The sequence below is a fragment of the Exiguobacterium sp. SH3S3 genome (assembly GCF_004337115.1).
In the GTDB taxonomy this organism is placed as follows: domain Bacteria; phylum Bacillota; class Bacilli; order Exiguobacteriales; family Exiguobacteriaceae; genus Exiguobacterium; species Exiguobacterium aurantiacum_A.
Genome location: NZ_SJUU01000004.1, coordinates 94,316 through 113,152 on the forward strand (window position 1 = coordinate 94,316; position 18,837 = coordinate 113,152).

General features: G+C 53.2%; 20 protein-coding genes and 1 pseudogene. 14 read left to right on the forward strand and 7 right to left on the reverse strand.

Features of this window, described 5'->3' with window-relative positions:
* Nucleotides 1-63: 63 nt before the first annotated feature.
* On the forward strand, nt 64-1,194 hold the full coding sequence (locus EVJ28_RS05340) for a M20/M25/M40 family metallo-hydrolase (RefSeq protein WP_131467870.1): 1,131 nt from the start codon (nt 64-66) through the stop codon (nt 1,192-1,194).
* Between the two features lie 45 nt (nt 1,195-1,239).
* Here EVJ28_RS05340 and EVJ28_RS14200 read toward each other — a convergent pair whose 3' ends face one another.
* Nucleotides 1,240-1,413 (reverse strand): hypothetical protein, encoded by a 174-nt coding sequence (locus EVJ28_RS14200; protein ID WP_173647369.1) that lies wholly within the window; start codon nt 1,411-1,413, stop codon nt 1,240-1,242.
* A gap of 74 nt (nt 1,414-1,487) precedes the next feature.
* Between EVJ28_RS14200 and rnz the strand changes: the two genes are divergently transcribed.
* From rnz to EVJ28_RS05375, 7 genes are read left to right on the forward strand one after another with little or no spacing between them, the layout of a single operon-like run.
* Nucleotides 1,488-2,393 carry a ribonuclease Z gene (gene rnz, locus EVJ28_RS05345; RefSeq protein ID WP_131467872.1) on the forward strand — a complete coding sequence of 302 codons (906 nt, stop codon included), beginning with the start codon at nt 1,488-1,490 and terminating at the stop codon, nt 2,391-2,393.
* Between the two features lies 1 nt (nt 2,394).
* Nucleotides 2,395-3,285 carry a hypothetical protein gene (locus tag EVJ28_RS05350; protein ID WP_131467874.1) on the forward strand — a complete coding sequence of 297 codons (891 nt, stop codon included), beginning with the start codon at nt 2,395-2,397 and terminating at the stop codon, nt 3,283-3,285.
* Nucleotides 3,282-3,695, forward strand: a complete 414-nt coding sequence (locus EVJ28_RS05355; RefSeq protein ID WP_131467876.1) for a DUF4430 domain-containing protein — start codon at nt 3,282-3,284, stop codon at nt 3,693-3,695. The genes EVJ28_RS05350 and EVJ28_RS05355 overlap by 4 nt, the downstream gene beginning before the upstream one ends.
* Nucleotides 3,673-4,350: a hypothetical protein gene (locus EVJ28_RS05360; protein WP_131488216.1), complete on the forward strand. Its 678-nt coding sequence runs from the start codon at nt 3,673-3,675 to the stop codon at nt 4,348-4,350. Before EVJ28_RS05355 ends, EVJ28_RS05360 begins: the two co-directional genes overlap by 23 nt.
* The gene (locus EVJ28_RS05365) at nt 4,310-5,272 is read left to right on the forward strand and encodes an ATP-binding cassette domain-containing protein (RefSeq protein ID WP_131467880.1); all 963 of its coding nucleotides are present in this window, start codon (nt 4,310-4,312) and stop codon (nt 5,270-5,272) included. The genes EVJ28_RS05360 and EVJ28_RS05365 overlap by 41 nt, the downstream gene beginning before the upstream one ends.
* Nucleotides 5,245-5,790: a hypothetical protein gene (locus EVJ28_RS05370; protein ID WP_131458471.1), complete on the forward strand. Its 546-nt coding sequence runs from the start codon at nt 5,245-5,247 to the stop codon at nt 5,788-5,790. Before EVJ28_RS05365 ends, EVJ28_RS05370 begins: the two co-directional genes overlap by 28 nt.
* Nucleotides 5,791-5,807: 17 nt before the next feature.
* A complete protein-coding gene (locus EVJ28_RS05375; protein ID WP_236634049.1) occupies nt 5,808-6,149 on the forward strand; it encodes a hypothetical protein in 342 nt (113 codons plus the stop codon).
* Nucleotides 6,150-6,208: 59 nt separating this feature from the next.
* Here the strand turns inward: EVJ28_RS05375 and EVJ28_RS05380 are convergent, their stop codons facing one another.
* Nucleotides 6,209-7,006 carry an SDR family NAD(P)-dependent oxidoreductase gene (locus tag EVJ28_RS05380; protein ID WP_070327908.1) on the reverse strand — a complete coding sequence of 266 codons (798 nt, stop codon included), beginning with the start codon at nt 7,004-7,006 and terminating at the stop codon, nt 6,209-6,211.
* Between the two features lie 146 nt (nt 7,007-7,152).
* On the opposite strand from EVJ28_RS05380, the gene EVJ28_RS05385 reads away from it, so the two are divergent.
* From EVJ28_RS05385 to EVJ28_RS05395, 3 genes are all read left to right on the forward strand, one after another.
* Entirely contained in the window at nt 7,153-8,055 is a 903-nt protein-coding gene (locus EVJ28_RS05385; protein ID WP_131467883.1) for a peptidase U32 family protein, read from the forward strand.
* Between the two features lie 10 nt (nt 8,056-8,065).
* Nucleotides 8,066-9,319 carry a peptidase U32 family protein gene (locus EVJ28_RS05390; RefSeq protein ID WP_131467885.1) on the forward strand — a complete coding sequence of 418 codons (1,254 nt, stop codon included), beginning with the start codon at nt 8,066-8,068 and terminating at the stop codon, nt 9,317-9,319.
* An 81-nt stretch (nt 9,320-9,400) separates the two neighbouring features.
* Complete coding sequence (locus tag EVJ28_RS05395) at nt 9,401-10,789, forward strand: MATE family efflux transporter (protein WP_131458465.1); 1,389 nt, start codon at nt 9,401-9,403, stop codon at nt 10,787-10,789.
* Here EVJ28_RS05395 and EVJ28_RS05400 read toward each other — a convergent pair.
* Nucleotides 10,784-11,653, reverse strand: coding sequence for a DMT family transporter (locus EVJ28_RS05400; RefSeq protein ID WP_236634050.1), 870 nt, complete (start codon nt 11,651-11,653; stop codon nt 10,784-10,786). The genes EVJ28_RS05395 and EVJ28_RS05400 overlap by 6 nt on opposite strands.
* A gap of 127 nt (nt 11,654-11,780) precedes the next feature.
* Here EVJ28_RS05400 and EVJ28_RS05405 point away from each other — a divergent pair, with 127 nt between their 5' ends.
* Entirely contained in the window at nt 11,781-13,907 is a 2,127-nt protein-coding gene (locus tag EVJ28_RS05405) for a DNA topoisomerase III (protein ID WP_131467887.1), read from the forward strand.
* Between the two features lie 71 nt (nt 13,908-13,978).
* Here the strand turns inward: EVJ28_RS05405 and EVJ28_RS05410 are convergent.
* Both EVJ28_RS05410 and ytzI read right to left on the reverse strand, forming a co-directional pair.
* Nucleotides 13,979-14,815: pseudogene (locus EVJ28_RS05410) on the reverse strand (RNA-guided endonuclease TnpB family protein); the annotation flags it as partial.
* A 65-nt stretch (nt 14,816-14,880) separates the two neighbouring features.
* The gene (ytzI, locus tag EVJ28_RS05415) at nt 14,881-15,048 is read right to left on the reverse strand and encodes a YtzI protein (protein WP_131458459.1); all 168 of its coding nucleotides are present in this window, start codon (nt 15,046-15,048) and stop codon (nt 14,881-14,883) included.
* 161 nt (nt 15,049-15,209) lie between these two features.
* Between ytzI and EVJ28_RS05420 the strand changes: the two genes are divergently transcribed.
* Nucleotides 15,210-16,322 carry a PP2C family protein-serine/threonine phosphatase gene (locus EVJ28_RS05420; RefSeq protein WP_070327094.1) on the forward strand — a complete coding sequence of 371 codons (1,113 nt, stop codon included), beginning with the start codon at nt 15,210-15,212 and terminating at the stop codon, nt 16,320-16,322.
* Between the two features lie 47 nt (nt 16,323-16,369).
* Here EVJ28_RS05420 and EVJ28_RS05425 read toward each other — a convergent pair whose 3' ends face one another.
* A complete protein-coding gene (locus tag EVJ28_RS05425; protein WP_070327095.1) occupies nt 16,370-17,305 on the reverse strand; it encodes a magnesium transporter CorA family protein in 936 nt (311 codons plus the stop codon).
* 146 nt (nt 17,306-17,451) lie between these two features.
* On the opposite strand from EVJ28_RS05425, the gene EVJ28_RS05430 reads away from it, so the two are divergent.
* Entirely contained in the window at nt 17,452-17,823 is a 372-nt protein-coding gene (locus tag EVJ28_RS05430) for an Hpt domain-containing protein (protein WP_236634051.1), read from the forward strand.
* A gap of 37 nt (nt 17,824-17,860) precedes the next feature.
* Here the strand turns inward: EVJ28_RS05430 and EVJ28_RS05435 are convergent, their stop codons facing one another.
* Nucleotides 17,861-18,739, reverse strand: coding sequence for a chemotaxis protein CheV (locus EVJ28_RS05435; protein ID WP_131458499.1), 879 nt, complete (start codon nt 18,737-18,739; stop codon nt 17,861-17,863).
* Nucleotides 18,740-18,837 lie beyond the last annotated feature (98 nt).

Consider the following 18,837-nt stretch of genomic DNA (forward strand, 5'->3'; position numbering starts at 1 on the left):
TTCGTGCAAACGACATGAGTTTGTTATAATGACCAAGAAATGTTTGGATGGAGGGATGTTTTTATGGTAAACGAGACACGTGTGCTGGACACATTTTTACAGTTGGTCAGCATCGATTCAGAGACAAAAGAAGAAGCAGTCATCTGTGAGCATTTAAAGTCGGTCTTCACAGAACTCGGATGTGACGTCTACGAAGACGACGCATCGACAAAAACTGCACATTCAGGAAACAATCTTATCGTCACGTTGGCTGCGACTAAACAGGGCGTTGACCCGATTTACTTCACGGCCCACATGGATACGGTCACACCAGGTAAAGGCATCAAAACGAGTATTAAAGACGGTTATATCGTCACGGACGGGACGACGATTCTCGGTGCCGATGACAAGACGGGGCTTACGGCGATGATCGAACTCGTTCGGGTCTTGAAAGAGGAGGCGATCCCACACGGTCAGATCCAGTTCGTCATCACGGTCGGTGAAGAATCGGGTCTCGTCGGTGCGAAAGTGCTCGACCTCTCGAAAATCGATGCGAAATTCGGTTTCGCACTCGACTCGGACGGATCGGTCGGCGATATTATCGTGGCAGCTCCAACCCAAGCAAAAGTGAACGCGAAAATTTACGGGAAGACGGCCCACGCCGGCGTCGCCCCAGAAAAAGGCGTCTCGGCGATTCAAATCGCAGCGAAAGCGATCGCAAAAATGAAGCTCGGCCGGATCGATGAAGAGACGACGGCTAACATCGGACGCTTCGAAGGCGGCCGCGCGACGAATATCGTCTGTGATTACGTCGAAGTGCTCGCCGAGGCCCGTTCGCTTATCCACGATAAGATGGAAGCGCAAGCCGAAGCGATGAAACAAGCGTATATCGAAGCGGCTGAGACGCACGGTGGTCGTGCTGAAGTCGAGATTGACATCATGTACCCGGGCTTCAAGTTCGAAGAAGGCGACGAGGTCGTCGAAGTGGCGAAGTCAGCCGTGACAGCAATTGGACGTCCGATTCGTATCCTTCATTCGGGCGGGGGCTCGGATGCGAACGTGATCGCCGGTGGAGGAATTCCGACGGTTAACCTTGCGGTCGGGTATGAAGAAATCCATACGACGAACGAACGCATGCCGCTCGTCGAACTGTATAAGTTGATTGAACTCGTTGTTGAAATTGTCGGGCAAGTCGCAACACCGGAAACAAACTAAAAAAAGAGCCGACGCTAAGTCGGCTCTTCCTATGTGTTCGTGTGTTTATGCGGCGAACTCCAACGATTCTAAAACGAGTTCGTCTGAGCAGTGAAGTTCGGTCGCTATGTCGTGAATTCGGATCGAGGTGCCTGCTTCTTGTTGGTGTTTGCGATTCATTGAAGTCGCTCGTTCCCGAATTACTTCATACAAAGCGTCGGAATGTTCAACTTTATTCATCACGGATCACATCCTTTTCAACGAGTGACTCAAGTATAGCATGGATTAGGCTAGCAGAAAGGACAAATATATTTATGAAGTTACATTTTTTAGGAACTGGTTCAGGCATGCCTTCGAAACAACGGAACGTTTCCGGGCTCGCACTCACATTGCCTAAACAGACGTGGCTGATCGATTGCGGGGAGGCGACCCAGCACCAGATTCTCCATACCACGATCAAACCGCGAAAAGTATCGGCTGTTTGGATCACGCATCTACACGGGGACCATGTCTTCGGGTTGCCAGGTTTCTTATCGACGCGTTCCGCCCTCGACGGAAAGGATCCGCTCACGCTGTACGGGCCGCGTGGCATCAAGCAATGGCTCGAGCTGACGTTGAAACTGACCGGTTCATATTTAGGCTATGACCTGACGATTGTCGAATATGAGGACGGGGACACGTTCGAGCAAGACGGTCACCTCGTCACGGTGCGGAAGCTCGCGCATCGCTTTCCATCTTACGGGTTTCGCATCGAGGCACCGGCGCGTCCGGGGACGCTCCTCGTCGACAAAGTGAGAGCACTCGGTATTCCGAGCGGTCCAATCTATCGGACAATCAAACAAGCAGACACGTTTGAATTTGCAGGGAAAACATACGCGTCTAAAGAATATGTCACAGAATCGGTCCGTGGAGCGATCGTCGCCATCTTAGGGGATACGACTCCGTGCGAGAATGCATTCGTGCTCGCACAAGCTGCCGACGTCCTCGTCCACGAGGCGACGTTTATGCAAGGGGAGTCAAAACTTGCGAGACAGTACGGTCACTCGACGACGATCGAAGCTGCAATGCTCGCGAACAAGGCGGGCGCGGGCCGATTGATCGTCACCCATATCTCAGCCCGCTACCAAGGCCGGGAAGCAGAATTTGAGGCCGAGGTCGTGTCTGGGTTTGCGGATAGCCATGTGGCAACCGACTTTTCCGAGTTTATAGTGGGGGATTGATGTGACAATACAACTATACGTTTGGCTAGGTTTCATCGTCATCAGCATGTTGCTAGGTGTAAGATTGAATCAGTTGAAAGAGCCAGAACCGAACTTTTTCGCCAAGTTCTTATTCTACTCGTTGCTCGGAATCGTTTCGTTTCCGATCGGCGGGTTTCATATCCCAATCGGATTTTTGATGTCATTCTTGTTCTTTCCGAAACGAAACAGCCGGTATAAATGGTACGGGGCGCTCGTCGGCTTCTTCTTCTTCATCGTTTTACTGTTCGTACCTTTGTTCGACCAATCCGAATTCCGGGCCGAATCTCAACAAATCGGGCCGGTGTCGGTGCAAGACGAGTCGTTCGACCGGATGACAGATACGATTTTACGCCGGATCAACGGCGAGGTGATCAAGCTCGATCGTAGCAAAATGATTGTCGACCGGGACGGTGAACTGCAATCACTCGAGTATTTGCTCATGGTCGAACGCAACAGCTCGTTCCAGCAAATCCGCATCAACTATGACGACTCAGGGGAACTTGAATATCGTCAAGTCGATGAGATGAACAAAGGTTCTGGCCGAGCCTTTTTCGAGAAGCTCGTCGACTTCGAACACGTGATCGAAGCCGTACGAGGGACAGTGTGGGAAGACTTTGCCAAACAAGTCGAGGCACCGCTCTTACAGTTCTCATTTGATGGACTGTACGACATGTACACGTTCGAGAACGAAGCGATGCTCATGATCAACCGGGACGGACGAATCGTCAAATTCTGGCTCCAACGAGAACCTGTGCTCGCCAACAGTATTCAATTGACCGGTTTGACCCGTGAAGGCAGAGCGACAGGCGAAAAATATACGATTCTTTACAACTATTCCATCCACCAACGAGAGGATTTGACGGATCAATGAAAAAATTGCTCATCATGAGTGTGATGATACCTTTATTGGCAGCTTGTGCCGGAGAAGAGACGTCGAACGGACAAAGTGAGTCTTGTGACGTCGAACCGACGATTTCCGTTTATGACGCGTCGACGGAAGAGACGTTGTACCATGAGAAAAGTGTCTGCCTAGAGGATGGGGCGACGGTGCTCGATGCCCTCAAAGCGACAGAATTGCCGATTGATTCTGTCGGAAGCGGGGAGATGACCTACGTCACGGCAATCGGTGGGATACAAGAAAAATCGGCCGGTCAGTCATCTGGCTGGGTGTATGCCTTTAACGGCAGCCCTGGCGATGAAGGGGCGGCTGCAAAAGAAGTCGAGTCCACCGATATTATCCAATGGCGGTTTGAAGAAGATGCGATTTCTTTCTTCGAATGAGGCGGATTGGGAGCGTAGACATGCTGTCACGCTCCTTTTCTTTCTACTCGTCCATCTGTACGTCTTGATTCATGTGAACGGTTCGTTAAGTCTGCTCGCCGGGCTGGTCGGGTTGTTACTGTTGGAGCGGCGCTTTCCCGTCGCGATGCTCGGTCTGCTTGTCGCGTTCGCGCTGATCTCGCTCGCACCGATCCTGTTCCAGTGGGACGTCTCCATCCGTGCGCTCAGCGACCAAATTGTCCGCTTGGCGACGTTTTTATTCGGAATGGTTTGGGCGAGCCGTTTCATGCGATTAGAACGGCTATTGCCGCTCTTGCGACGCTTTCCGCAATCGACCCGGTTGCTATACGGTGCTTGGGCGCTCGTCCCGTCCATGGAACGGGCCATCCGTTTGTCGCTCCGCAGTCACCAGCGACAAGACTGGCGAGAAGCGATCGTCGTCGGGATTGACAGCCAGCGCCGTGAACCCGTTTACGCGTTGCCGCGCCTACGTTCATTCCAAGGCGATGATCTCGTTCATCTGTTCATCCTGTTTATTTGCTTTGTGGCGGCGCTTAAGTGGTCACCACTCATCTGGTTGCTTTACCCGTATTTGACGAAAGGAGGTGTGCGAGATGCGTTGGTTATCCTCAGAGCACGGACGTCAGCAAATTGAGGAGTGGGTCGCTTCAGAGCGGGCCCATATCGTCAATCTCGATGACCCGCTCGCCGGTTCGGTCGCCTCACTGCTCGCCGGTGATGATGCGATGCGCGGCGCCGAACTGGCAGCGCTCTTACAAATCGATCATCTGTCCAAAAAACGATTTGATGAATGCTCGAGCGGAGAACAACAGCTCGTTCGAATCGCTCATGTGCTCGGCGAAAATCCCGATGCGCTCGTTCTCATCGAGCCGTTCCGTTATCTCGATCGATTCCGAAGCGAACACTTATCGATGCTACTTCGGCGGCTAGGACAGCTCGGGATTAGCGTTGCTTATACGGACCGGTCGCGTGAAGGCGGTGCAACACATGCGTTCACGGTCGTTAAGTCGTCTAGTGAAGCATCGATTAACGTCAAAGACGTGTCCTATCGTCATCCGTTGCAACCCGCCTACGCGGTCGAACACGTGTCGTATCGGTCTGACGGACCAGGGTTAACCGTGTGCATCGGGACGAACGGCAGTGGCAAGTCGACACTCCTAGAACTGATGGCGAAGAGCCTGCATCCGTTATACGGGAAAGTGAAGTTATCAGAGCGGCCGCTCTATCTTCCGGCAGACCCCGAGTACGGGCCGTTCCCAAAATCATTGAATCGACGGGTCGAACAGTTGCAGGCGGTACTCGCGTCCACGTCGTCACTCATCGTCCTCGACGAGCCGACGGTCGGACTGTCGGAGAACGAACGCGACGCCTTCGTTGCGGCAATCGTACAAAAAGCCGAGACGGCGCGTGTTTTATGTGCGACCCACGATGAACGCTTGATTGCGGCGGCAGGTCATGTCTTATGTATGGCGAGCGGAGCGGTCGTGTTTGACGGCACGCGCGAACAGTACGTGGATCGGAGTACGTTATGGTCACTTACGTCCTCGCCCTCATAACCGCATTCGCACTTTTGTCGAAGTTTGAGCGGACGAAGTCACCTATTTCCGTATTGACACAGCTTCTCGCGCTCGCCGTCATCGGACGGTGGCTTTTCATGGCCATCCCGAACGTGCAACCGACGACCGCACTATTGATGCTGACCGCGCTCTATTTTGGATGGACGAGTGCAGGCATGCTCGCTTTATTCGTCCCGCTTCTATCGGGACTTTTACTCGGCCTCGGTCCGTTCGTTTTGTATCAGTTTCTCGGTTGGTTGCTCGTGATCACGCTCGTTTACTTGTTACGACCGATCTTGTTGCGGTCGCGCATGTTACTTTGGTCAATCGGGCTCGGCTCTGGTTTTTTATTCGGCTGGACGACGAACTTGTCGTTCGCGGAAGTGATTGGAGCCGACTTTATCAAATTGCTCATCCTTAGCTTGCCGTTCGATTTGGCGCACGGAATCGCAAACGTCTTCTTTTTGATCGTCCTACATGATTTATTCGTTCGCATATTTGTCCGCGAAGACGGGTAAACATGAGTACTACTCGAGTGAGGTGGTTGAGCATGGGCGGATACGTCAATATGTATGAAATCGGTTTGTTCCTCTTCATCGGACTATTGTTTATGGCCGTCAATATCTTCTTGATGTCGCGTCGGCTCATTCGGACACGATACGCGATGTTGAGCATCCTCGCTTCGAGCGTCTGGCCGGCACTGATGATCGTCTTGTCCGTTCAAAACGTCAATCTTCTCGAGGAGATGCGAGCCCGAGCGGCGACACTTGAAGCTGTGTTCGCCTGGTCTCTCGTCGTCACGACGGCGCTCATGACGGTTATACCAGCTTTTATCTTTATTCGACGTCTGATTCAGCTGTCACGCCATGGCGGCTGATTCCTCAATCTAAAAAAGCAGAGCGACTCAAACGTTTGAGTCGCTCTGCTTTTTTAGGTTCAAGATGTCGGGAGCTGTTCGACCGAGGCATCTGTCGGTTTTTGGAATCGACGTAAAATTTCGAGACTGACAGCTCGCGGCATAATTTTCGCGAGTCCGACGAGCGCTTGGTTCGACAAGCCCGGGATGATGACCCGTTTATTTTTCATGACGCCCTTATAACCGAAGAAAGCGACGAGATGAGACGGCATTTTCGATACCATCATTTCGCTGCCGGCCCGGTTAAAGAAACCGGTGTCGGTCGGACCCGGGCAAAGGACGCTGACGTTTACGCCTGTGCCTTTCGTCTCGGCATGGAGCGCTTCTGTGAGTGATAAGACGTACGCTTTCGTCGCGTAATAGACGGCCATATACGGTCCCGGCTGGAATGCGGCGACAGAGGCGACGTTTAAGACGTAGCCGTGATTGCGGGCGACCATGTCAGGCAAGTACGCTTTCGTCAACTCGGTCAAGGCGTTGACATTCAACCGGACCTCTTCGGCCTCGGTTTCCGCATCGAGCTCGATAAACTCGCCGGCTGTACCGAAACCAGCGTTATTGATTAAAAAATCGACCGTGAGCCCGGCATCGTCAATCGCGTTCGTCAACCGCTTCACGGCGTTGTGTTCAGATAGGTCGAGTGCGAACACGTGCACGTTAATTGTGTATCGTTTTTCAAGTACTTTTTTGAGTTCATGTAACCGTGGCTCGCTACGAGCTACGAGAATACAGTCAAATCCATCTCGGGCCGCTAAGACGGCGAGATCTAGACCGATGCCAGTCGAGGCACCGGTAATCAAGGCTGTTTTTGTCAAAATCGTCCACTCCTTCGATTAAAAAGTCATACATTGTTACTGATTTCTTCACCAGTTGTTAAATTCCTGCTTCGTCGACACGCTTGAACGTGTGCTAAAGTATATCAAGAATATGTGATTAGACTCACAAAGTCAGGAGAAGAAGCGAAATGATGATTCAGCTAGTGACTACGGCACAAAGCGTCGACCAAGCAGAGGCGCTGATCATGGCGGGCTCCGACCGCATTTATATCGGAGAATCGAAATACGGGTTACGCCATAAAGGCGACTGGTCGTTACCGGCTGTGAGAGAAGTCACAGCGCTCGCCCATCGTTACGGCAAAGAAGTGACGGTCGCCGTCAATAATTTGATGCATAACGATCAAATCGAGGCGTTACCGGATTATTTACACACGCTCAAGCAAATCGGGATCGACAGTGTGACGGCGGGCGACCCAGGTGCCATCCGCTTGATCCGTAATGCCAATATCCCCTATTGGTACGATGCTCAAACGCTCGTCACGTCGGCGCGACACATTCAATTTTGGGGTAAGCGCGACGCCATCGGGGCAGTCGCGGCCCGTGAAGTGACACTGACCGAACTCGGGATGATTCAACAGCAGATCGGGCTCCCCGTCGAGGTTCAAGTGTACGGACCAACATGTATCCATCACTCGAAACGACCGCTATTGACGAACTATTTCAATGAGATCGGCCGGTCGAGAGAGGAGGCGGAAGTGCGCGAGTACTATATGAGCGAACCGTCTGATGCGGACAGTCGCTATCCCGTCTACCAAGACGACAACGGGACGCACGTCTTCTCCGAAGATTTGACGCTCATGGGTCAATTGCCGGCGCTCTTAAAAGGCGGACTGCATACGTGGAAACTCGAAGGGTGGCATGCCGGGGACGCGTTCGTCGACATCGTCCGTCTGTTCGACAAAGCCCGATCGGATTTGTTGAACGGCCAGTTCGACCGCACGCTCATGGAACGGCGTCTCGCCGAACTCCAACCTGAACAATTCCGGCTTGGGACCGGACTGTTGTTACGAAATCCAGAAGAGATCAAGTGAGGGGATCAAGATGAAAAAACGTCCAGAACTACTAGCTCCGGCAGGAAACTTAGAAAAATTAAAGATGGCGATTCTCTACGGGGCCGATGCGGTCTTTATCGGTGGTCAACAGTTCGGGCTCCGCTCGCGGGCCGGTAACTTCGGATACGAGGAGATGGCCGAAGGCGTCGCTTTCGCGCACGCGCGCGGGGCGAAAGTGTATGTCGCCGCGAACATGGTGACCCATGAAGGGGATATCGATGGCGCGGGCGATTTCTTCTGTCGACTCCGTGACATCGGCATCGACGCCGTCATCGTCTCGGATCCGGCCATGATCGAGGTCTGTCTCACGGACGCGCCCGGTCTTCCGGTCCATTTATCGACGCAGGCGTCGGCGACGAACTACGAGACGCTCCGTTTTTGGCAAGAGGAAGGGCTAGAGCGAATCGTCCTCGCCCGTGAAGTGTCGATGGAAGAGATCAAAGAGATGAAACGTCAAGTCGACGTCGAGATCGAGGCGTTCGTCCATGGCGCGATGTGTATCTCCTACTCGGGACGTTGCACGCTGTCGAACCATATGGCGCTCCGCGATGCGAACCGCGGCGGCTGTGCCCAGTCGTGCCGCTGGAAATACGGCTTCTTCGAGGCGGATGAGCTGTTGACAGACGACATGGCAGCGCGCGATGAGGAACCGTTCTCGATGAGTTCGGTCGATCTTGCGATGGTCCGGCACATACCCGATTTGGTCGATGCCGGCGTCGATAGCTTGAAAGTCGAGGGACGGATGAAATCGATCCATTACGTAGCGACCGTCTGTAACGTCTATCGTCAAGTCATCGACGCCTACTGCGGGGATCCTGAAGGATTCGTCTTCGACCCGGCATGGGAAGAAGAGATTTGGAAAGCAGCGCAACGAGAGCTCGCGAGCGGGTTCTATTACGGCATCCCGACCGAGAAAGAGCAACTGTTCGGCAAGCCGCGCGCCATCCCGCAATATGCGTTCGCAGCGCGCGTCATCTCGTATGAAGCGTCGACGGGCATGGCGACGCTCGAGCAGCGTAACCATTTCCGCCGCGGAGAAGAAGTCGAATTCTTTGGTCCCGGGTTCGTCCGCTTCACGCAACGGATCGACGAGTTGTTCGATGAGACCGGGATGCCGCTCGAGACGGCGAACCAGGCGATGATGACGGTACGCGTCAAAGTCGACCAACCTGTCGCGACCGACTTCATCATGCGAAAACGAAAAGCGGCAGCAGTGAAAGTTCCCGCTTCGAGTGCCCGTTGACACATCCGGCAAGGCAACATAGTCGACCGTTCCATCCAATCTTGCTACCCTATTAACATATACGAAAAAGGGGATGGAAGGATGAATCAGAACACGGAGCAACTTCGGACCGATCCGATCGGACGCCTGCTGTTTAAGCTGTCGCTGCCGGCGATGATCGGTATGCTGGTGACGGCGCTCTATAATATAATTGACACGATTTTCGTCTCGCGTGGCATCGGACCGGCTGCGGTGGCCGCGATCGGGATCGCGTTCCCGATTCAAATGATTCTGATGGCCGTCTCGAGTGCGGTCGGTCTCGGCGGGGCCTCGATCAGTTCGCGGAAACTCGGCAAAGGAGACGACGCCGGTGCCGCCGTCACGTTCATGAACGTGCTCGTGCTCGTTGGTGTGTTCGCCGCGTTCGCGGTCAGTTCGGCCATCTTCATGCTCGATTCGATCTTGACCGTGTTCGGGGCGACGTCGGAGATCATGGAATTGAGTCGTCAATACTTATCGGTCACGCTGATCAGTTCGCCGTTCTTCATGTTCACGCTCGCGGCGAGCGCGATGGTACGGGCCGAAGGACAGGCACCTTATCAGATGAAAGTGATGCTCACGACCGTCGTCGTCAACTTGGTGTCGACGCCGCTGTTCATCTTCACGTTCGGATGGGGTATTTACGGGGCGGCCTGGTCGACGGCACTCGCTCAAGTCGTCGGGTCGGTGCTCATGTTACGCTTCTTTTTCGCAAAAAATCGCCGAACCGAGCTCGACTTCCAATGGCGGAAGTTTCGGCTGCGGTTCGGCGAATTGAAGGAGATTATGGCAATCGGGTCATCCTCGTTCGTCATGATGGTGTCGCAATCGATCTTGTTCGTCTTCGTCAACATCATGCTCGGGACGTATGGTGGGACCCAAGAATTGGCCACGTTCGCCATTTTGAATAAGTTCATGGCGCTCGTCGGAATGCCGATCATGGGCATCGTCCAAGGCATGCAACCGATAGTCGGCTATAACTTCGGGGCGCGACAGTTCGAGCGGATGCGCGAGACGATTTGGACGGCGCTACGGGCTGGGATCGCGATTGCGGTCTTCATCTGGCTGACGCTCCAGCTGTTCCCAGAACCGCTCATGCGCATGTTCACGTCCGACGCGAACTTGATTGCTGGCGGGGTGACGGCGATTCATGTCCTGTTCGCTGTCTCGTTCTTAACGAGCGTCCAAATGCTCGTCAACGGCATCTATCAATCACTCGGGAAAGCCCGGGTCGCGATGTTCTTGTCGTTGTCTCGGCAGACGCTTTATACGATTCCGCTCGTCTTTATCTTACCGAACTTCTTCGGTGTGTTCGGTGTGTGGCTCGCCTTCCCAATCGCCGACGGCTTGACCTTCCTGACAGCGATCGGCATGGCGATTTGGGACCGGAAACTGCTGTTCCGTCCGTCAGAAGATGAGGTGGAAGCGAAAGCGAAAGCGACCAATTTATGAAACGACGTCCGTTCTTGTTGAACGGGCGTCTTCTTTTAGGAACAAGTAAATCCCACCGAGCAAAACGGCCGCGCCGATCCATTGCATCACGCCGAGCCGTTCCTCGAAGAAGACGAAGCCGAATAGCATGCCCCAGAGCGCCTCGCCGAGAATGGTGATGCTGACGACGGTCGCACTGACGCGGGCGAGGGCGTAGTTGAACAAGTTATGGCCGAGGAGCGTCGGGAAGAAGGCGAGGGCGATGAAATACCACCAATTCACTCCTTCGAAGCCGACGAACGTCGTGTCCCGAACGAGCAACATGAAACCGAGAACGAACGTGGCGACGAAATAGACGCTGAACGAGTAGTCGTTCGTCTTCATCTCGGTCCGAATGTGTTGACCGACGAGCCAGTAGCCGGCGATCAACAAGGCGGCGAGAAGCGCGAGCACATCCCCGTAGAGCGCGTCGCGACCGATTTGGATATCACCGGCCGCGACGAGCATGCCGCCGAGGACGGCGACGAGTGCAAATGCCAAACCTTTTCGGGTCGGATGTTTTTTAAAGAACAGGGCGTTCCCGATGAGGACGAAAATCGGGCTCGACGTCACGAACAACGTCGAACTTGCGACGGTCGTGTAGTCGAGCGATAAAAACCAGAGCCAGAAATGGAAGGCGAGGAGCGTCCCGCTGAGCAAGATCGCGTAGCGGGTGTTCGAGCGTAACGAGAAGAGCGAGCGGTAATCGAGAAACGGTAACAACATGAGGCTCGAGAACAGCATGCGGTAGAAAGCGGCCGTCTCCGCCGGAGCGGACGTCCATTTGACGAACAAGACGCTCGTCGACAGGAAAAAGACGGCGGCAAATAAAATTAAATAAGACAACAGGCATCCCCCTTTGGTTTTGTACATATTCCTCTAATGATATAATGAAACATACGAGAAAAAACATTCTTTTTCGAAAGTGTCGTTTCGACGAGATCGTTCGAACGACAACGAAAGTAGGGATCACATGAGATTAATCATTGCGGAGAAACCGTCGCAGGCACAAAAGCTGGCGGCGCCGTATCCATCAAAAAAGAGAAAAGACGAGATTGAAATCGCGGCATGCCAACGTTTCCCGGAAGGTGCCATCGTCGTTTGGGCAGTTGGCCACTTATGTGAACTCCAAGAGCCGTCCCACTACCGCCCGGAGTGGAAGTCTTGGAAGTATGAATCACTTCCGATTGTCCCAGACCGGTTCGACTATCGCATCTCGAAGGGCAAGTCGAAGCCGTTCCAGACAATCAAAAAATGGCTCCACGACCGCTCGATCACGGACGTCATCATCGCTTCTGACGCCGAGCGGGAAGGAGAGGCGATCGTTCGTCTCATCTTGCGCCTTGCCGGCAACAAAAAACCGCTCGAGCGCTTATGGATCTCGAGTTTGACCGAGCAGGCGGTCGACCGCGGCTTCGCGCAGCTGTTGCCGGGAGAGCAGACGATTCCGTATTACCATGAGGCGATGAGTCGTGCCTGTGCCGACTGGCTCGTCGGTATGAACGCATCGCGCGCATATACGACGCTCTTGAAGACGATTGGCATCGAAGACGTGTTCTCACTCGGCCGCGTCCAGACACCGACGCTCGCCTTGATCGTCAATCGAGAGCGCGAGATCAAACAGTTCGTCCCGGAGGCGTACTTCGAGGTCGAAGCGACGCTCCAAAAAGGACGGGGCACGTTCAAAGCGAAATACACACTTGGAAAGACGACGAAACTGAAGACGCGTGAACAAGCTGACGCCGTCGTCGACCGATCGACCGGAACGGCGGTCGTGCGGTCGATTGATAAGGAAGACAAGACGGAACACCCACCGTTCTGGTTCAGCTTATCGGGTCTCCAGGCCGAGGCCGGCAAACGGTTCGGCTTCGGGGCGAAGAAGACGCTCGATATCGCCCAAAAGTTGTATACGAAAGGGTGGATCAGTTATCCGCGGACAGATTCTAGTTTCGTCACGCCCGACGAGGCGACGCTGTTCCCGCAGACGAAAGCACGGCTGTTGAAGTCTGCGGCATATGCTGGACTCGCTGACGTGTTGACCGAGAACCCGTCCCGGAACAGCCGCTACGTCAACGCGAAAAAAGTGAGCGATCACTATGCGATCATTCCGACCGAAGCGTGCGGCGATGTGGGTCGACTTAGCGGGGATGAGGCGAAACTGTATGACTTGATCAACCGCCGCTTTCTGGCGGCGTTCGCCCCCTCGGCCAAACTCGAGAAGACGACCGTCGACTTGATGGACGGGGAAGACTTATACCGGGCAAAAGGGACGGTCGTTGTCAGCCCCGGGTACCGTCAAGTCGTCGAGATGAAGTCAAAAGACGTCGAGCTTCCGGTGCTGACAACCGGTGAGCCGTTGACTGAAAAGAAAGTCGAAGTGTTATCGAAACAGACAGAGCCTCCAAAACGGTATACGGAAGGCGCGCTCATCATGGCGATGAAAGTCGCCGGGAAACAGCTCGACGACGAGGAACTGATCCATATCATGAAAGAAGTCGAGGGGCTCGGCACGGAAGCGACTCGGGCGAACATAATCGACGGCTTGAAGAAGCGGGGTTATGTTGAACTTCAAAAGAAAGAGCTCGTTCCGACCGATAAAGGCCGTCTGTTAATCGATGTGCTCGGCGACAGCATTCTCGCCTCGCCGGCCATGACCGCGAAATGGGAGAAGCGGCTCCATGAGATCGGACAGGCGTCTGCGTCTGCGGCCGAATTCATCGACCAGGCGAAAAAGATGTCGATTCATCTCGTCGAAGAAGCCAAAGCGAGAGTCGCGGCGGCGAATCCGGAAGGCTATACGATTGAACCGAGACGATTCGGGAAGAAATCTGCCTCGCGGCCAAAAGCGTCGTTTGGCGTCTGTCCGAGCTGTGGAAAAGGACTCGTCGAGCATCCGAAGTTCATCGGTTGCAGCGGCTACCGCGAAGGGTGCAAATTCACCGTGTCAAAACAAGTGCTCGGTGTCGGACTCGCGAAAGATGAACTGAAACAGATGATCAACGGCGGGCAGTCAAATGTTCATGCGTTCAAAAAAGGCGACAAGACGTTTGAGGCCACGCTCTATCTTGAAAAAGGGGCGATACGCTTCGAGTTCAATTGAACTACCCCCACCTACGCTTCGCTTAGAGGGGGAGGATTCCTGAGTTATCCGACCTAACAGTCGAAACCTGATCAGGCTAGCCCCGTCGTCCCGACGGTTGAAGAGGCGAAGATACGCCGAGCCTCTCGTTTGAGGTTCAGTCCTGCGTTCACATCGCGGTCGTGGTGGGTCCCGCAGCCCGGGCATGTCCACTCACGCAGACCAAGATGCTTCACGTCTTTGTGTCGATGACCGCAACTCGAACAGAGCTGGCTCGAGGCGAAGGTCTTCCCGACCTTCACGACGGTCTTGCCGTACCAGTCCGCCTTGTATTCGAGCATGCGGAAGAACTCCGACCAACTCACCTCCGAGATGGACTTGCTGAGCGCGCGGTTCTTCTGCATGTTCTTCACCTGCAAGGTCTCGATGCCGATAATGTCGTGGTTTTTGACGATCTCGGTCGATACCTTGTGCAGGAAGTCGGTGCGCTTGTTGGCGATCTTCTCATGGATGCAGGCGACCTTCCGTTTCTGTTTCTGATAGTTCTTCGCCTCCGACAGCTTGATGTTCCGGTTCAGGGCGATGAGCCGACGACGGGAGAGCTTGCGCTGCTCACGTGCCAGTTTCTTCTCGAGCGTGCGAAAGTAGCGGTCGTTTTGGTACACCGTGCCGTCGGACAGGATGGCGAAGTTCTTGAGCCCGACGTCGACGCCGACGGTTGAGCCGGTCTTCGGCAGTTCGTCGATTTCCTGCTCGACGAGGAGGGAGACGAAGTATTTGCCTGAGGCGTTACGTCGGATCGTGGCGTTCAAGATACGGCCCTCGACCTGCTTCGAGTTGGCGAACCGGACCCACTTCAACTTCGGCAGCTTGAGCCGGTTGCCGACGATCGACACCTCAGGAAGTTGAGACTTGCCCTGGATGTTCGTCGTTTAGAAGTGGGCGTATTCTCGCCTAATTTTGATAAAAATAGAGCCATCCGTCGTGGATGGCTCTATTTGTCCTGCTGATCTTGTTCGGTGATGCGACGATTAATCTCATCGTAGTCGAGAACGATGTCATCTTTGTTGTCTTTGTAGGCGTATCCTTTTTGGATGACGACGACAGAGGCGATCAAGACGAGCAAAATGATCAATCCACTTACGGCAAATATCCATCCCATGGCGCATTCCTCGCTTTCTTTCTTTTAGTATGACAAAAAGCTGAGACGTTCTCCATGTTTGAGCCTCTCACAACTGTTACAGGTTTGAAATGGTTGGTCTCTTGATTAGATATGATACAATAACATATAGAAGAACACTGACAGAGAAGGTAGGGATGACTATGGCGATTTTGATTGTCGACGACGAACCGGTCAATACGATGGTTCTCGAACAATTATTGCATCAACACGATTATGAGACGGTCTCGGTCTCAAGTGGTGAAGATGCTCTCGCGCTCCTCATGGACCCGCAAGCCCCGTCGCTGTATGACCTCGTCCTGCTCGATGTCGAGATGCCCGGCATCTCAGGGATTGAAACGTGCAAACGGATTCGACAAATGACAGGATATGAAGAACTGCCGGTAATCATGGTGTCGGGCCGGACCGAAGAGAAGCAAATTGCCGAAGGGCTAGATGCTGAAGCGTCCGACTATACGACGAAGCCGATCAAAATCACCGAACTCCTCGCCCGGATTCGCTCGGCGCTCCGTTACAAAGCGGCCGTCGATGAACGGAAAAAATATGAGGCTCGTCTCCAATATGACCTGGATTTGGCCCAAAAGATTCAGCAGAGCGCACTGACCCCACCAATCAGTAGCGCGGAAATCGATATGCGGGCGCTGTACCTGCCATCTAAAAAATTGGCGGGTGACATGTACGCCTGGTTCCAAGTCGCGCCTGATCGTTACGGTGTCATCATTTTCGACGTGATGGGTCACGGCGTGTCTTCAGCCTTGATCACGATGGGAATCCGCTCGATCTTGCCAGGCCTTGTCGCCAACGTCCAGTACCCGGTCGACGTCATGACCGAACTGAACCGACAGATGACGTTCCTGTTTTCAGGCGACGATATGCAAAGTTATTTCACGGCCGTCTATTGTTACATCGATACGACGAATCAACGCATCGAGTATGTCAATGCCGGCCATCCGCCTGTGATCGTGACGTCTCCGGAAGGGATGACTCGTCTCGAGACGACTGGGGTGCCGGTCGGCATGTTCGAGGAACCGAATTATGAATCGAAAGAAATCAAGATCACGCCAGGTATGGTCCTGCATATGTACACGGACGGACTGATGGAATGTTATAGCAAAGACATCGATGACGGCATCCGTTGGCTTGAAAAAGACATCGCCACGTACGGCTTAGATTATGCCCGTCACGTTGCCGAACGGCTCGTCCCGAAAATCGAGATTGACGACGACTTGTGCCTCGTCACGGTAAAGCTAACTTAAACGACAAAAGGATGAGACCGTCGCTCATGACGATTTCATCCTTTTGTCTAGAAATAACGTTTCCGCCATAAAATATAAAAGGCGAGACTCGAAAAACCGACCATCATGGCAAGTGCGAACACGAAACCGATTGATTGACCTTCGAACGGGACTTGGACGTTCATCCCAAAGATCCCGGAAATCATCGTCGGAATGCTGAGCACGATCGTGATCGACGCCAAGAACTTCATGACGAAGTTGACGTTGTTCGAGATGATCGACCCGAACGCATCCATCTTAATGCTGATGATGTCGTTATAAATCGAGGCCATCTCCATCGCCTGACGATGCTCGACGAATACGTCTTCTAACAAGTCTTCGTCCTCTTCATGCTTCTCAAGACTCGGCGTCTTGACGATGCGGTCGAGGACGCTGTCATTCGCTTTGAGCGATGTCATGAAGTAGACGAGCGACTTCTGTAAGTTCATCAACTGGAAAATTTCCTGATTTCGCATCGAACGTTGAAGTTCTTGCTCTAGCTCTTCCATTCGCCGGTCGATCTGGCGAAGGAACCGCAAGTACGTCATGCTGACTCGGTGCAAAATCTGGAAGACGAACCGGCTACGATAGTTTGTCCGGAACAAGCGGGCTTTGCCGTTAGCGAACAAGTTGAGTACATCGAGGTCACGCGAACAGACGGTGATGAAATGTCGTCCCGTGACGATGATACCGAGTGGGATCGTATTATAGGCACGTCCCGTATCGTCTTCTTCAACGTATGGAACGTCAATGATCATGAGCAGGCCTTCGTCATCTTTCTCAAAACGCGGCTTTTCTTCGATATCAAGTGGGTCATACACGAAGTCTTCAGGAATGCCGGAGGCGGCAATGACTTGATCGGCCTCGTCTTTCGTCGGGTTGACGAGTTGGATCCAGCTTCCTTTGTCAAAGTCTTCGATCTCGTGAACGCGACCAGATGCGTCGGTACGGTAAATCGTTAGCATAATCTTCCTCCTACCTTAGCTCAACTTTATTATAGGTAGGCGAGTAGGAGAGTGCAATCGCAAAGAAGGAGATTTTTTGTTTTCTCTCGAAAACATCCTACAGTGAGTTAGAATGTCAGAAGGAATGAGTAGAAGGAGGGATGGAGATGACTCAAACACCCCAAAACGCTCTGTTTAACGAAGATAAATTAGCAGAGCTCCATCAAATCGCAAGTGGAAATAAAGATTTTCTGAAAAAGATTGCCGAGACTTACGTCGCGCAGTTCGAGGCGAAGTTTCCTGAATTAAAGCGCGTGGTCGAGACGAAAGATCATGAACAAATCGAACAACTCGCCCACTTGTTAAAGGGAGCCTCTTATTCGGTCGGACTTGACGAGACGGCGTCGCGTTTCCAACAACTTGAACTCGCCGGTGAGACGAACGAAGTCGAGAACCTTGAACCGGTGCTTGAGGACATCGAGCGTCAAATGCAACGGTTCGCTGTCGAATGGGACGCCTATTTCAATCGATTGGTGTAATGAAAGAGGGGCCGCAATTTTGCGGCCCCTCGGTTTGTCATTTGGCTAAAAACTCATCGAGCGTCGCAATCAACATGCCGATTTCAGGCTTCGTGATTTGTGCGTTCGCGCCGACGGCATCGCCTTTATGTTTCAAGTCGTCTGAGATGAGTGACGAGAAAATTACGATCGGCAACGCCGCGTAGCGGTCCATTTCGCGTAGTCGTCTCGTCAAATGCAATCCGTCCATTTGTGGCATCTCGATATCGGTGATGAGCAGATCGCATTCGACACCATCTTGCTCGAACGCATCAAGCGCTTCTTTCCCGTTGTTGAAGATTGTCGTGTTGAAGTAGCCTGCATCGTCGAGCGTGTCGATGATCAAGGTGCGGAGCATCTCCGAATCTTCTGCGATCCACACTTGTTTGTTCGAGCGTTCCCTTGCACCGAGTCGTTTGACGGATTCACGAGCCATGATGTCTTTTCGTGACAACTCGAGAGCGATGCGCTCATAGTCGAGAAGAATGATCATTTGGTCTCCTGTTTTGACGACGCCGTTCGTGATGCCTTGGACACCGCGGGCAAGATCTGACGGTGTGTCGATCTGTTCCCATGAGATGCGCTTGATCTCCGTCACTTGGTCGACCCGGAGCACTGATTTCTCGCCGTTAAACTCACAGACGATCAAGCGGTCCCCGTCTCCGGCTTCACGAGGATGACCGATGACCATCGGGAGATCGATGACCGTCATGACTTCGCCGCGCAATTCGATCAATCCCATGATCGCCTCAGGCGTTCCGGGTAACGGGGTAAGTGGAAGCATCGTGATGATCTCGCGAACCTTCATGACGTTAATCCCGAAAATAAACGGGCCTGACTGGAAAATGACGATTTCTAACTCGTTCGTACCTGCTTCAAGTAAAATATTATGATCCATGCTCAATGGTGGTCCCTCCTATATCGCGTTCTCTCTTCCTTTCTATCGGTCAAATCGACCAAAGTCTTCAGTTGAAAAGTGTCAAAGTCGGGTCAAAA